Origin of the sequence: Paenibacillus sp. FSL R5-0623 (assembly GCF_037974265.1) — a bacterium.
Taxonomy (GTDB): domain Bacteria; phylum Bacillota; class Bacilli; order Paenibacillales; family Paenibacillaceae; genus Paenibacillus.
On record NZ_CP150233.1, the window covers coordinates 4,430,634 to 4,445,560 of the forward strand.

General features: G+C 44.2%; 11 protein-coding genes. 1 reads left to right on the forward strand and 10 read right to left on the reverse strand.

Translation table 11 applies throughout. The annotated features are described in order from the left end of the window. Positions 1-136: 136 nt before the first annotated feature. Positions 137-2,110, reverse strand: coding sequence for an AraC family transcriptional regulator (locus MKY92_RS19425; protein ID WP_339297337.1), 1,974 nt, complete (start codon positions 2,108-2,110; stop codon positions 137-139). A gap of 188 nt (positions 2,111-2,298) precedes the next feature. Next, entirely contained in the window at positions 2,299-4,173 is a 1,875-nt protein-coding gene (locus MKY92_RS19430; RefSeq protein ID WP_339297338.1) for an AraC family transcriptional regulator, read from the reverse strand. A gap of 291 nt (positions 4,174-4,464) precedes the next feature. Here MKY92_RS19430 and MKY92_RS19435 point away from each other — a divergent pair, with 291 nt between their 5' ends. After that, the gene (locus MKY92_RS19435; protein ID WP_339297339.1) at positions 4,465-5,277 is read left to right on the forward strand and encodes a hypothetical protein; all 813 of its coding nucleotides are present in this window, start codon (positions 4,465-4,467) and stop codon (positions 5,275-5,277) included. Positions 5,278-5,468: 191 nt separating this feature from the next. Here the strand turns inward: MKY92_RS19435 and MKY92_RS19440 are convergent, their stop codons facing one another. The 8 genes from MKY92_RS19440 to dxs all read right to left on the reverse strand — a co-directional run bounded on the left by MKY92_RS19440 (position 5,469) and on the right by dxs (position 14,878). Continuing rightward, entirely contained in the window at positions 5,469-6,425 is a 957-nt protein-coding gene (locus MKY92_RS19440; RefSeq protein WP_339297340.1) for a diguanylate cyclase, read from the reverse strand. Positions 6,426-6,774: 349 nt separating this feature from the next. Next, positions 6,775-7,581: a sporulation transcription factor Spo0A gene (gene spo0A / locus MKY92_RS19445; RefSeq protein WP_017687607.1), complete on the reverse strand. Its 807-nt coding sequence runs from the start codon at positions 7,579-7,581 to the stop codon at positions 6,775-6,777. Positions 7,582-7,776: 195 nt separating this feature from the next. Then, a complete protein-coding gene (spoIVB, locus tag MKY92_RS19450; RefSeq protein ID WP_105599530.1) occupies positions 7,777-9,105 on the reverse strand; it encodes a SpoIVB peptidase in 1,329 nt (442 codons plus the stop codon). A 120-nt stretch (positions 9,106-9,225) separates the two neighbouring features. After that, positions 9,226-10,944, reverse strand: a complete 1,719-nt coding sequence (gene recN / locus MKY92_RS19455; RefSeq protein WP_339297341.1) for a DNA repair protein RecN — start codon at positions 10,942-10,944, stop codon at positions 9,226-9,228. 54 nt (positions 10,945-10,998) lie between these two features. Further along, positions 10,999-11,448: a transcriptional regulator ArgR gene (gene argR, locus MKY92_RS19460; RefSeq protein ID WP_145322615.1), complete on the reverse strand. Its 450-nt coding sequence runs from the start codon at positions 11,446-11,448 to the stop codon at positions 10,999-11,001. Between the two features lie 84 nt (positions 11,449-11,532). Beyond that, positions 11,533-12,018 (reverse strand): hypothetical protein, encoded by a 486-nt coding sequence (locus MKY92_RS19465; protein ID WP_339297342.1) that lies wholly within the window; start codon positions 12,016-12,018, stop codon positions 11,533-11,535. A gap of 84 nt (positions 12,019-12,102) precedes the next feature. Beyond that, a complete protein-coding gene (locus tag MKY92_RS19470; protein WP_339297343.1) occupies positions 12,103-12,948 on the reverse strand; it encodes a TlyA family RNA methyltransferase in 846 nt (281 codons plus the stop codon). Between the two features lie 22 nt (positions 12,949-12,970). After that, positions 12,971-14,878 carry a 1-deoxy-D-xylulose-5-phosphate synthase gene (gene dxs, locus MKY92_RS19475; RefSeq protein WP_339297344.1) on the reverse strand — a complete coding sequence of 636 codons (1,908 nt, stop codon included), beginning with the start codon at positions 14,876-14,878 and terminating at the stop codon, positions 12,971-12,973. Between the last annotated feature and the right edge of the window lie 49 nt (positions 14,879-14,927).

Below are 14,927 nucleotides of genomic sequence, written 5' to 3' on the forward strand. Positions count from 1 at the left end.
GATCCAGAACATCGAGTATTTGATATCGATTCTCATTATCACTTAAATCCTAGTGTAATGGTAATCTTATCAAAATACAATGGCTAAAAAACAAACATTTCTTGTACAAAAATTCTACGAACACATCCGCTCTTTACTATTGCGCTCTTGGAGCCGCCAACAGCTTTTCAACGACAAAATCAAGTTGTTTATTAATTGAATAGATATCCGAATAATAGAAGAAATCGAAATCAATCTCAATCAGACGACCTTCTTTAATCGCAGGAATGCTGCTCCATATTGGATTATCTGTCAAGTTATCTGCCCCTTCATACACAGAGCGAAACACATAGTCTCCGATATATTCAGGAAGGACTTCCATGGAAATTGTGGAGCCTGCCGCGTCCGAAACCACGTCAATTTTTTTCTGTACGACTTCAGGTGCTTTCATTCCCAAGTACTCATATACCGCCTGAGATCCACGGCCAAATTGTTTGCTCTCTACAATAACCATACCTTTCAAACCACCCTCCACAATGGAGATTGTTTTGTCCAGTATGCCTGCATCTGCAAGAGTTTTCTTACTCTCTTCGACTTTGTTGTTGAGATTGGTGATTAACGTCTCGGCTTCCTGTTCTTTGCCAAAGATACTTGCTATATCATGAAGTCTCTCTTCTGTAGTCAATTTCTCATAAGGAATATATACTGTAGGTGCAATATCTTTTAATAACGTATACGTCTCTTCTGAAGGAACAATGATCAGATCCGGATCCAGATCAATGACAGCTTCAGGATTCGGTTCAAACCAGGTACCCAATGCGTTTACACCCTTTAGCTCACTCTTGTATGCAGCCCCGTCATATACATCTGAGGTAGCGATTGGCTTAACCCCAAGTGCAACGACATCCCCCTGGAGATACAATACAACAACCCGTTTTGGATTAGCTGGAACAACTACGTCACCCTTAACCGTTGAGACCGTGCGTGTTTCATTGTCTTTGTTCGTCTGGCTTCCTGTATCTGATGATACTGCTGTACTGCTGTTATTGGAACTGGCACCCGTTCCTTCACCAGCTACTGGTGTTGTTGCTGTACCTGAAGAGCAGGCTGCGAGTAGCATCGTTATGCTCAACAATGCAACCATAATCATACTGGAACTTGTTTTTCTTCTTTTCATTGGTGTAGACCCTCCGTCTATATATTGATAATGATTCTCATAATCAATATATCCCGACTTCCATCTTCGGCCAATGGACGATTCAGAGATTACCAATGGACGATCCTCTGCTCTCGCTTCTTCTCTTATCTTTCGTTGATACTGAATCGGAGAGATCCCCATATGTTTTTTGAAGATACGACTAAAATAGTACACATCCGAATAACCCACTTCTGCTGCAATTTCACTCAGCGTTGCATCAGATCGTACAAGCAAATTCCGAGCCTTGGCGATTCGAGTCTGAATTAAATAATCAATGGGACTGTAACCCGTCTGTCGTTTGAATTGCATGGATAAATGTCGGGAGCTGTAGTTGAATTGTTCAGCAAGGAAATCAAGCGTGACCTGTTCTCTATAATGGTTCTGTATATAACGAAGTGTTTGTTTCACCGGGTCAGCAAGCTCTGTTTTGATCTCCTGATCTGCCAACTGAACCATCATTTCATGAATGAACTGGTAAAATAAACCTTTTGTATGAAGCAGATCCAGACTGCCAGATTGAATCCATGCACCCTCAAGCTCACCAAGGTAACGTAATAACCCCAGCGGACTACTCGGTGCAAATCCATATTGCAAAGAGAACGGTGCAACTTCCGGCTGTGCCAATAACCACTTTTTACGATGACTAGGAAAGGCAAGGAATGCTCTGTAATAGAGCAGAATATATTCGAAATCTTCGTTGGTTTGGATATCCAGTGAAGATCCTTTGGCCCCATGAAGCATGTAGAACCGCTCTGCCTTGTATGTTTGTCCATCCAACTGAAGCACAGCCGATCCTCGAATTGTATATATAAAACCATTTGCCGGAAGTGTGTAGGAACTCAGTTGTGCCCCTGCCTCCATAACGATTCGGCGTATATCCAGAACCTTAACAGCGGCATGATTCCAGCATTTCATCTGTTCATCTAATTGCATCGACTACTCTCCAATCCCCGTCTCACCCGGAACAAAAGCCTTACAAAGGTCATCATTCTGCCACACATCCGATAACATATGCGTAGCAGAGGTTCCTAATATACCTTTATTATAAATGATAATAATTTTCATTATCAACTGAAATTTAGAGTGGAATTGTATTTCATCTCATCAATCACTTGTTAGACTTAATTTGGTTCAGAGATCTTCGTAAACCACGCGGCCAATTCCTCCGTCTGATCCAATGTTGCAATCGGGTCAAAGTACCATGAACGATCCGGGCTCCAAATAAACACTCGATCATTCTTAACCGCATCCAGTGAACTCCAGACCGGTTTGGATTTCAACTCTTCCAGGGTCAGATTGTCTGCTGTTAGAATAATGTAGTCTCCGGCAAATTCAGGAATCGCTTCCGATGAAACTTCAACCAGTTGATCCTTCATTAAAACCTCTTTTTTATCTGCAGGAGGATTCAAACCAAGCGCGCTGTAAACTGCCTGACCTCCCCGACCAAAATTATCACCAAAGGCTAACGGCCCTTTATCATTGAACTGCATGACCGACACCTCGGCTGCTGGATCAATCGCCTCACCAACGCGCTTCTTGGCATCTGCAATTCTTGCATCATAATCGGCTAACCAAGCCTCAGCTTCTTTTTCTTTATTCAACACTTCACCAAAATAGGTAATCTCTTCGTGGGTGTTTTTCAATTCACCAAAAGGAACAACCAGGGTTGGTGCTATTTTGCTAAAGGAATCAAATAAATCAGGATTACCTGTCACAATTAGATCTGGTTCAAGTTCCAATACCTTTTCGAGAGAGATGGTTTCGTATTCACCAATATTTTGCACGCCCTCAAGTGATTTGATAAAATAAGGATTCTTAAGATTCAACTCGGGTGTACCCACAGGTTTGATCCCCAAGACAATCAGGCTTCCCAGATACAAGTCAACCACAATCCGTTTAGGTTCATCGGGGATTGTAATATCTCCCTTAACTGTTGAAACTGTGCGGGGTTCCGATGATTTGCTTTGATTCTCCGTTGTTACTGTCTTCGTGGAACTTGACGTATTATTGCTTCCGGACGCATCCCCGCTTGAATTACTGGCAACACCTGTAGAGCAGGCACTTAACAGTAATGTGAGACTTAATAGAATACTAAGCAGCATTCCCGTACTTGTCTGTCTGTTCATATTGTTTGACCCTCCATGCTTATATTGATAATGATTATCACCATCAGTATAAACATACCTTCCACTTCCACCTCTGAAAATGTCATTTCGCGCCACACATGATGTCTGATCAGGCCAATATAGGGGTGCTGATTTCTTTTCTTTGAATTGCAGAGGAGAAAGACCGGTATGTTTCTTGAACATACGTCCCAAATAATATCCATCAGGATAACCGATTCCTACAGCGATTTCATCCAACGTGGCGTCTGTTTGCAGCAACATCTCCTTGGCTTTGAACAAACGAAACTGAATCAGATAATCGATGGGACTGGTTCCAGTCGACTGCTTGAACTTTCGTGACAAACTTCTTGGGCTGGTGCCGATCATTTCTGCCAAAACATGAAGTGTAAGTGGCTGGGTGTAGGAAGACTCTACAATTTCAATGACTTTGCTGACCTGATCCATGATACTTGGATAACGATTGGATACACGAGGAATCTGTGACGATACCTGCTCCACAAATGCATAGAACAAACTCTTGGCCTGAAAGTGCTGAATAGGGTTCTTTTGATCCCACAAAAAGTGCATCTTTTTCCATTGCTCATATAGAATGGTTGGCATATCGGGGGTAAAGCCATAGTTCATTTGGAACGGATTGATTCGCTCCATTAACCTTCCCAGATCGTTTCTCCCTCCACTAGGCAGGTTTGCTTTATACATCAAGTAATATAGGCGCAATCCGGATTCGCCTGCTTGAATCACCAACTTACTCCCTTTTCCCCCATGGAAAATATAAAAGCGACTCACTTCATATGTTTGATTGTCAATCGTCACTCCAGCATCACCCTGAATGGTGAGTACAAAGGTACTTGTCGGAAATTTGTATTTCATCTTTTCATATGACTCTAATTCCATGTAACGGATATCTGATATACTCACCGCAGCATAGTTCCAGAGGATATAATAATCATTCCACATTTTGCTAACCCATCTCCGTCTACATAAATTGTGTCTGTACTCTACTCACTTATTGATAACCATTATCAATTATTATGATGAAGTACGCAATACAACCGATGTAAATGATTCCATTCAGACGAAAAAGAGCTATTCAAATCCTTCTCTTAACATCCGATATATGTAAATAGAACCATGATAAAGAGTAGAAGGAGAACAGAGGATATGAATTCAATCTCATCTGCAACCAAAAGCAGTTTCACTCCGGGGAATCAAGTCTCCAGTCGGGATAAAGAAATTCAGGGACTCATGCAGCAGAAGATCCGGCTCAATGAAGAAATGCAAGGTGTAAAAACCAATGACGAGTTGGATACCAAAACCAAAGCTCAGCGAATTAAATCCCTAACAAGCTCCATATCACAGATCGACAGCCAGATTGCCCAAATTAAAGCTGAAGAATTGCAAGAAAAGAACAAATTAAGACAGCCCGAAAAGACTCAACAGCAACAACCCAAACCAACCGACGAGACACAAGCCCCTTCACTGGATCACCTGATCAAGCATAGTCAGACTTATGATCAATTGGGTAAGCTGGTCGGTTTGCGTGATCGCATGCAGGGCTCCATCCAGACCACTGAAGGAGAGACCCGATTCGACCGACTCGTTCTGGAGATTAATCCTCCTACAAATGATCTCGATCCCGGCAAATCAATGATGTTGGAAAACTCAGAACGCACCGTCTTTCAGGCAAAACGAGAGGTTGTTCAGGACATCAATTCTCAGCTCAGCAAGGTCAATCAAAAGATTGGGGATCTGGTGAAAGAGATCCATCAGCCCGCACCTAAAGAGGCAGCACAAACTCCTATCTCTGCAACATCTGGAGAAGAAGATCAGGAAGTAAATGAAGGAAAGAAAACGGAAAGTAAGGAGCACCCATTAGATGGCGGAACCACAGATCAGGAATCCGGAAACGGCCCGCAAACTCCGGCTTCTACATCTCCTGCTGCTTCATATCCATCCGTCGATATTCGAATCTGAGTACCCTTTGCTCTAACATACTTATATGTATACATAATGAGGTTGAAGGTTAAAGTGGTTCGTTCGCTAAACAACCTTCGGCTCGCATCAATGATAAAACCGCTATTACCAGGTGACTAACTCCTGATAAGTAGCGGTTTTTCTTGCATCTTTAACGTTAGTAGTTGTATCTAGCATAAGTATTTCTTGCTCTAACACGGAGTACTGGCGGTATCATTTGCACAGATGATACTTCCAGCAATCGCTTTACAACCTTTTTTGATGCGTGTGGCCTCATCAATGATCTGATCTATGTCTTCATATTTTCGCTTGCTATTGGTTACAACGGCGATCGATACCGACACGAGAGGAATGGGCCGAATTAGCCCCGAACGTCCTTCCCCCAGAACATATTGATGATGCCAATCATGTTCGTTGTAGAATGTCTTTTTCATTTCCTCAAAACCTGAGATGACTTCCTCACTAATATGTTTGTAATCATGGTGATTCAGGATTGTAATAAAATCATCACCACCGATATGTCCAAGAAAGGCTTCAGGGAGAACAAATAGCTTGCGAAGCAAGTTAGCTGTCGCCTGAATAAGCTGATCCCCCATTTTGAAGCCGTAACTATCATTGTAGGATTTGAATTGATCGAGATCAACGTACAGTACGCTAAAATGGTCCATCTGAAGAGCCTGAGACAGCCTTTCATCTATGATATGATTACCTGGAAGACCAGTCAGTGGGTTCATAAAAATCGCCATTTCAGCCCGTACATCAGCAACAGCGAGTAGCAAACGCCGAATACTCACAGCTCCAAAGAAACTTTCTCCTGACGTGACCAACACAAGATCATATATTTCCCCTTCATCCCGGTCCATAGCTAGAACACTGACATCAGTAATCTGTTCAGAATAATCCACGACCAGTGCCTGCGTGTTCATCACCAGTTCTACAGGACGTCCCATATACAGATTATAGCCATACTGGGTGCCAATCTGCTGAAAGAATCGAGGCCGCATCATTAATGACACACCCTTCTCCCCCATAACAGCTATACCTTCCAGACTAGGATTGGACTTGAAAAGATGATAGACGATATCACATTTTGTATCAGATCGTACTACAGGAATTGGTTCAGCAATCTCGCCTATTTGCGTAAACATACTATTCTACTCCTCTGTTCGTAGCATCTAATCCGAAGAACTTCCTAAATATATATGTAGGTGTTTGTCAATGGTCACATCGTACCACTTTCTACTTGAAAAAGCGTTAACTGAAGGTAAAAGTTTATGAAATAAAATTATTTTTCCATGATCTGTGTTATTTCGTTATGCTAAAATACCGTCAATTACTGGATATTTTTAATCCAATAATTGACGGTATTCGTTGGCATATATTATAGAAGTTTATCGGCATGAAATGAACGAATTCACATATAGGCCGCCAAAATTCATTTGGCCAGAATCTAATCTGATTTAAAATTTCCTTGCCGAATCACTACTCCTGACTCTTTCAGCTTACCTTATGCTCAATTCTCAGCTTGTCAGCAACCATGGCGATGAACTCGCTATTTGTCGGCTTCGACTTGCTGATGTTGATCGTGTAACCAAACAAGTGGCTGATACTGTCGATGTTACCGCGAGTCCATGCCACTTCAATGGCATGACGGATGGCACGTTCGACGCGGGACGGCGTGGTTTTGAATTTTTCGGCAATCGCCGGATACAGTGTTTTGGTGATGGCTCCCAAAATTTCGATATTGTTATACACCATCGTAATCGCTTCGCGCAAATACTGATATCCTTTAATATGCGCAGGAACTCCGATTTCATGTATGATGGACGTAATATTTGCATCCAGATTTTTGTGTTTGCCCATTGGCACAACATTGGATTTCATGAACATGGATGATCCGCTGCTTGTGGACATCGCCGTCTGTGTTCCCACCAGTTGACGCACACGATTCGCAAGCACTTCCATATCAAACGGCTTGAGAATATAATAAGAAGCTCCGAGTTGCACAGCACGCTGTGTGATATTCTCTTGTCCGAATGCCGTAAGCATAATGACTTTAGGCTGTGGAGACAGGTTCAGGTCGCGCAAGCGCTCAAGCACACCCAGTCCGTCCAGGTGAGGCATGATAATATCCAGAATCAATACATCCGGCACATCCCGAGTTTGCTCCAGCAATTGCAGTACTTCTTCTCCATTGTATGCAATACCGGTTACTTCCATATCTTCCTGCTCAGATATATATTCGGCAAGCAAATTCGTAAATTCACGATTATCATCGGCCAGCAATACCTCAATTTTTTGCAAAACGGTATCCTCCTTTAAATTAAACATCGTTTCGTACATTTCCTTACAGGTTAAATTTTCGACACAGCAAGTTAAATTCCTCCTGTCGAAAATTATTTTTCTTTATTTTTTTTTCTTGATCCTATATAATAAATAATTTATTTCATTATCCGATATATTATGTTTGCTTTCGACAAAAAAGAACCTCAGGGCTGTTTAGCCAGCCTTGAGGTTCTTATCGTTTTCCTTTTTCATCATAACGCCAGCATCTTGTAACATCCATTCAATGAAGCAACCGTAACCCGATTTTGGATCATTCACGAATACATGAGTAACTGCACCAATCAACTTACCATTCTGTACAATGGGGCTGCCACTCATCCCTTGAACGATACCTCCGGTCTTATCCAGCAGTTTCGGGTCCGTGATTCGAAGCACCAGACCTTTCGTTGCTGGTTCGGTTTGATCTGCCACATGAACAATGTCAATCGAGAAGCGTTCAACTTGTTGGCCGTCAACCACGGTAAGTATTTCGGCCGGTCCTTCTTTGACTTCATGAGAAAAGGCGACGGGAATACCTTTCGAATACAGACTGTGCTCAGGATTTCCGGACATTTTACCAAAGATGCCAAAAGCCGTATTACGTTCAATATTGCCCAAAATTTTGCTTTCCTTGAGGAAATGAGCACGTTTTTCACCCGGATCACCGGTCTCACTTTTAGAAATGGACGTCACATTAGACTGAACGATCTGACCACTACCCACAACAATAGATGTTTGTGTGTTCATATCTGTAATGACATGGCCCAGTGCGCCGTATACGCCCTGATCGGGAGCATAGAAGGTAAGTGTGCCAACACCAGCTGCAGAATCACGAATGTACAATCCAAGCCTCCACGCTTGATCCTCGGAGTCATACGCCGGAGTTAATCGTGTCTTCACCGTTTCCTTACCACGTTTTAACACAACATCAATACCTTTTTTACTTTTACCTGCAAGTTCAACGGCTTCAGAGACACCTGCTACGCCATCAAGGCGTTTGCCATCCATATGCGTAATCAGATCTCCGAGCTTAATGCCAGCCGTTTCTCCTGGCGATACACGCTCATCCTGCCCAGAATGGACCAGATGATGACCTACCACCAGAATGCCTGCCGATTTAACTTTGACACCAATGGTTTGACCCCCGGGTACAACACGCAAATCCGGTATCACATTCACATGGACTGTTTTGACCGGAATTTTACCCCACAACTTCAACGTTAATTTGGCATGTCCCGTCTGTTGAGGGTGAAGATGCAAAGGTTGTTGCCTGGTAACATGCATCGCTGCCTGATCATCCAAACCAACGATATCAGGACGATCTACAACGGCGCTTGAAACAGCAGGTACAGCGAGCCGGACATCCGCTTGCCTGCCAGCAAACACCTGCAATTCATCCGGCAGTGAAGCATAACTTTGCACAGGCTGAATGGCCTGGCTAATCACACAAAGAAAGAAGGCAAATAAAAGACCTAGCAATTTCTTCCTGAGGGGGGAATTCAATGGCTGTCACACTCCCTTTGCTTCTTTCGCTTGACGAAAGGTGGTCGCCAATTGCGTACCTTTAAGATAACCTCGCCCCCAGGCTTTTATTACTGTCAATCATTACGCCAGCCGTCCGTTTCACCCTTTTTTGGCTTCCGCCAAATTCAGCATTTCCTGTGCGTGATGCAGTGTTTTTTCTGTAATTTCCACACCGCCCAACATACGTGCCAATTCCTTCACTCTGCCTTCGTCTGACAGCGATTCCACCTGCGTCATCGTCCGTCCATCGTAGACATGTTTCTCAATGAGATACTGATGATCTGCCATACAAGCCACTTGTGGTAAGTGCGTTATTGAGAAAACCTGACAAGTCGAAGACAAGCGGAACAGTTTTTCCGCAATGGATTGAGCTGCTCTACCGCTAACTCCTGTATCAACTTCATCAAAAATCAACACAGGTATCCGGTCATGTCGCGCAAAGATACTCTTCATCGCCAGCATCATTCTCGACAACTCACCACCTGAAGCAATCTTGCCAAGTGGTCGTAATGGCTCGCCCGGGTTCGGTGAGATCAGGAATTCCGCATTGTCCGCACCCTGACGATTCAGACGAATACGGCGTCCATTCCATTCAATGCCCTTCGGATCTTCGAAAGGAGTAATCTGAACACGCAGTGTAGTCCGCTCCATTTGCAGATCCTTGAGCTCGCTTTCCACCTGTGCAGCAAGTTCCTCGGCACATTGTTTGCGAACCTTGCTGAGTTCTTCAGCAGACTCCATCACAAGGTTAAGCATTTTGTCACGTTCAGCTCGCAATTTCTCCAGCCGTTCGTCCTTGTTCTCCAGTTGGTCGCTTTCATGGCTAATCTGCTCATAATAACTCAGAATAACTTCAACACTGTCCCCGTATTTCCGTCTGAGTCCAGAAATCAGATTCAGCCTTTGCTCCACTTCTTCCAGCCTTGCCGGATTAAATTCAATCTTCTCCCGGTAATCCCTTAACTGAAATGTCGCATCTTCCAATTGATAAAATGCGGATTGAAGCTGTTCTACGATTGGTTGCAGTCCTTTGTTATCATATCCAGAAATGTCTTCAATCCTTGAAAGGGCAATGCTCACAGCTTCAAGTCCGCGTTGACCACTGAGCAGATCATATGCACCAGCAACACTGTCCATCATTTTCTCACTATGGGATAGTTTGACCCGTTCTTCCCCGAGTAATTCATCCTCGCCTCGTGTAAGGCTTGCAGCTGCGATCTCCTCAAGCTGAAAGCGATACATGTCCAAGAGTTGATATGCCCGCTGACTGGACTCCTGAAGCGCACGCAGTTCCTTTTCCGCCGTGATAAACTTGCTGTAACGCTCTTGATACTTCGCTTTGACAGGTCCGATGACTTCCGAGCCATAAGTATCGAGAAGCCCCAGATGGCTCTCTGCACGCAGCAAACTCTGATGTTCATGTTGTCCATGAATATTGATCAGCTTCTCGCCTACTTCCCGCAGCATGGTGAGATTGACCAATTGACCATTAATGCGGGATGTACTCTTCCCCTGTGTATTCAGTTCACGTCGAATGACCAGATGCTCTTCAGGCTCACAATGGATACCCAGCTTCTCCAAAGTCTGCCATACCGGATGACTCTGCTCCATCTCGAACAAGGCTTCCATCTCTGCCTTGTCACAACCGTAACGGATCAGATCCGCTGAACTTCGTCCACCAGCAATTAAGCCAAGTGCATCTATAATAATCGACTTTCCTGCACCCGTTTCCCCTGAAAGTACATGGAATCCCGGATGGAATACAACGTCCACTTCTTCCACCACAGCCAGATTTCGAATTGATAACGTAACTAACATCTGCAAAAACACCTCCGGATGACTAACTCAGAAATTATGTTTTTGAACCATTGATTAGGAAATGTAACCCATGATGCGTTCAATAACGGTCACGCTGTTACCTTCAGTCCGGCAGATAATCAGAATGGTATCATCTCCACAGATCGTCCCCATGACTTCATTCCACTCAATATTATCAAGTAAAGCTGCAATGGAGTTGGCTGTTCCTGGCAAACATTTCATCACAACCAGATTGTTTGTGTGATCAATGTGCAAGAAGTTGTCAACAAGTGCACGCTTCAACTTTTGAATCGGGTTATATCGTTGATCTGTTGGCAAAGAGTATTTGTATCTTCCGTCATCCATCGGAATCTTGATTAACAGAAGTTCCTTGATATCCCGGGATACCGTCGCCTGAGTCACCTGAAAACCTGATTTGCGTAGTGCTTCAACCAGATCATCCTGGGTCTCAATTTCATTTTGACTAATGATTTCACGAATCTTGATGTGCCTTTGTCCTTTCATACATGCCTCCAGTTAGATGTATTGCAATAAAGCAGCATTTGTAATTCGCCGCAGACTTTGCCCTGCAATGTTCATTCTTTTATATTAGTCCAGATCATCCCCATCATACACATCTTCCTGATAGTCCATGAGCCTGATTAACTTAATATCGGAATCCTCCACGTCAACATACAGCAATCCTTCACAGCCAGGATATAACAACAGATAATTGAGGAAGCGATCCCTTAGCGCAGGGCCGGTCATTTCAATTGGCTGTCTGCGACGAGACGTTTTCACGAGGTATCTGAGATCCTCACGTTCTGCAACATAATCAATAAATAATCTGCTGTAATAAACGGATTCATTGGCCTCAAAAGCCAGAGGGACTTTCATTTTGCCACCGATGACTTCGTAACCCTGTGCTTCAAGCAAATCCAAGGCCGGGGAATCCTGAATCTTCATGTTTAGCTGCATTCCAGACAAGCTTACCTGCGTCGGTCGGTTCACCCAATTACGCAAGCCAAAGAACAGCCACAAGATCAAACAGACAGCAAGTACACCTATAAAGATTGTGTCATATTGACCATCCATTATCGCTCACCTCGAAGACATATTCGAGGTTCAGTAACGATTTCCCTTTACGTCAATCACCTTTCCAGCGAAAAGAAACCCATCTTATGATGAGTTTCCCTTAAATGTATGAGCTGCTTCCTTCGCAACTTGCTCTGCAAGTGCGTCAAGTGAAGCTGGATCGATCTCTGGTTGTGTTGCCTCTGGTGCTTCCAGACGCCAATGTGCGAGAAATTCGATATTACCTTCTCCACCGGTTATCGGTGAAAAAGTTAAACTCCGCAGATGCAAACCAAGTTGACTGGCAAAATGAAGCATCGTCTGCAATACATCCTTGTGTACCTTCGTATCACGTACCACACCGGACTTGCCTACTTTTTCACGCCCTGCCTCAAATTGAGGTTTAATCAATGCAACGATATCTGCAGGTTGTTTCAAAAGAGCCAGAAGTGGCGGCAATATGATTCGCAGTGAAATGAACGACACATCAATGCTCGCAAAGTTAGGCACGGGTCCCGCCAGATCTTCAGGAGTCACATAGCGAAAATTAGTTCGTTCCATAACAGTAACCCGCTCATCATTACGCAAAGACCAGTCGAGCTGATTATACCCCACATCAATAGCGTAGACGTGAGATGCGCCATGCTGAAGTGCACAATCCGTAAATCCACCGGTGGATGAACCAATGTCGAGCATGACAAGTCCATTCATATCAAGGCCGAAATGACGGATCGCTTTTTCGAGCTTCAATCCGCCTCTGCCGACGTAGGGATGTACCGAGCCTTTAACTTTCAGCTCGGCTTCCCTTGGAATTTTCATGCCCGCCTTTTCGATCGGCTCATTATTGGCATATACCAGTCCAGCCATGATTGCAGCTTTTGCCTTCTCACGACTTTCATAATAGCCCTGCTCAACCAGCAGAACATCAATTCGTTCTTTCGGGAGTGACATGTCTGTCTCCTATCATGTAAATTTACGAAGGAAAACGTGTTTTGGGTATGCCGTAAGATGATTGAACAGCCATCTTGCGCAGTTCAGCACATACATTTTCAACGGTAAGACCCACTTCCTCACGTTGTTCCTTAATACTGCCATGCTCGATGAAGCGATCCGGAATCCCCATCAATTGTACATGAACATCATGTAGTCCCTGTTCTGCATAAAACTCCAGCACTGCACTACCCATGCTGCCAGCTTGGGATGTTTCTTCAAGTACAATCAATTTGGTGCCTCGAACAGCTAAATCACGCAACATTTGCTCATCAAGAGGTTTGAGGAAGCGAGCGTTGATTACGCCTGCTGTAATCCCTTCCCTCTTCACCATCTCTGCTGCTTCTTCTGCAAGCTGCACCATCGATCCTGAAGCGATGACAGCATATCCTTCGGATGGACGCAGTTGCTCCCATGATCCGATCGGAATCGGAACAAGCACATCATCCAGAGGTACACCAACCACATTGTTTCGCGGATAACGGTAAGCAATTGGACCTTCATTATAATCAAGCGCCGTTTTCATCATGTGACGCAATTCATTTTCGTCTTTTGGCATCATCAGAACGATATTTGGAATATGGCGCATAAATGCCACATCATATACCCCTTGATGTGTTTCCCCATCCGGACCAACAAACCCGGCACGGTCAATGGCAAACATCACGTTAGCGTTATGTCGGCAAATATCATGTACGATCTGATCATATGCACGTTGCATAAACGTAGAATAAACGGCAAAGACCGGCTTCAAGCCTTCCATAGCCAGTGCAGCACACATGGTTGCCGCATGCTGTTCTGCGATCCCTACGTCAATCATGCGGTCAGGAAATTCCTTACTAAAAGGAATGAGACCTGATCCTGTAGGCATTGCGGGCGTTACCGCTACGACCCGCTTATCCTGCTTCGCAAGATCAATTAACGTTTGACCAAACACTTCCGTGTACATCGGTTTTCCAACTGCCTTCAGCACTTGCCCAGATTCAATTTTGTACGGAGAAATCCCGTGCCACTTGTGCGAATCTGCTTCTGCTGGCTGATAACCTTTGCCTTTGGTCGTGAGCACGTGAACGAGCACAGGACCATCAACGTTATCTGCCTGTTTGAAGGTTTCAATCAATTTGGGAATATCGTGCCCATCAATCGGTCCCAAATACGTGAAGCCCAGTTCTTCGAAAAGAACACCTGGTACCATCATATATTTGACACTATCTTTGATCCAGCTTGCCGATTTGGCCAAACGGTCCCCAATAGCAGGAATTTTTTTAAGCATCCCCTCGACATCATCTTTCGCTTTCAGATAATGACGATCCGAACGAATCTTGCTCAAATATTTATGCATGGCCCCAACGTTTGGAGCAATGGACATTTCATTATCATTCAGAATAACCATCAGTTTTCTCTGCTCATGACCGATATGATTAAGGGCCTCAAAAGCCATACCACCTGTAAGCGCTCCATCACCAATCATCGCGATAACTTGGTTGTTCTCACCCTTCAGATCACGTGCAAGGGCCATCCCCATCGCAGCGGACAATGAAGTACTGCTGTGTCCAGCTTCCCATACATCATGTTCACTTTCGTTGCGTTTGACAAACCCGCACAGGCCGTTATGTTGACGCAATGTATCAAAGCGATCCATACGCCCTGTCAGGACTTTATGCACATACGCCTGATGCCCTACATCAAAAATCATTTTGTCTGCTGGACTGTTATAGCAGTAATGCAGGGCTACCGTGAGCTCAACCACGCCTAAGTTGGGTGCGAGATGCCCACCTGTAACAGACAGTTTCTCAATCAGAAACTGCCGGATCTCTGCCGACAAAAGGGCAAGATCATCCTGAGACATCGACTTTAGATCACTGGGTTGTTTAATTTGTGGAAGCAGCACGAGAATCTCCCCGCTTTCCTAGATTGTTTAGTTATTGTTGTAAATCGAT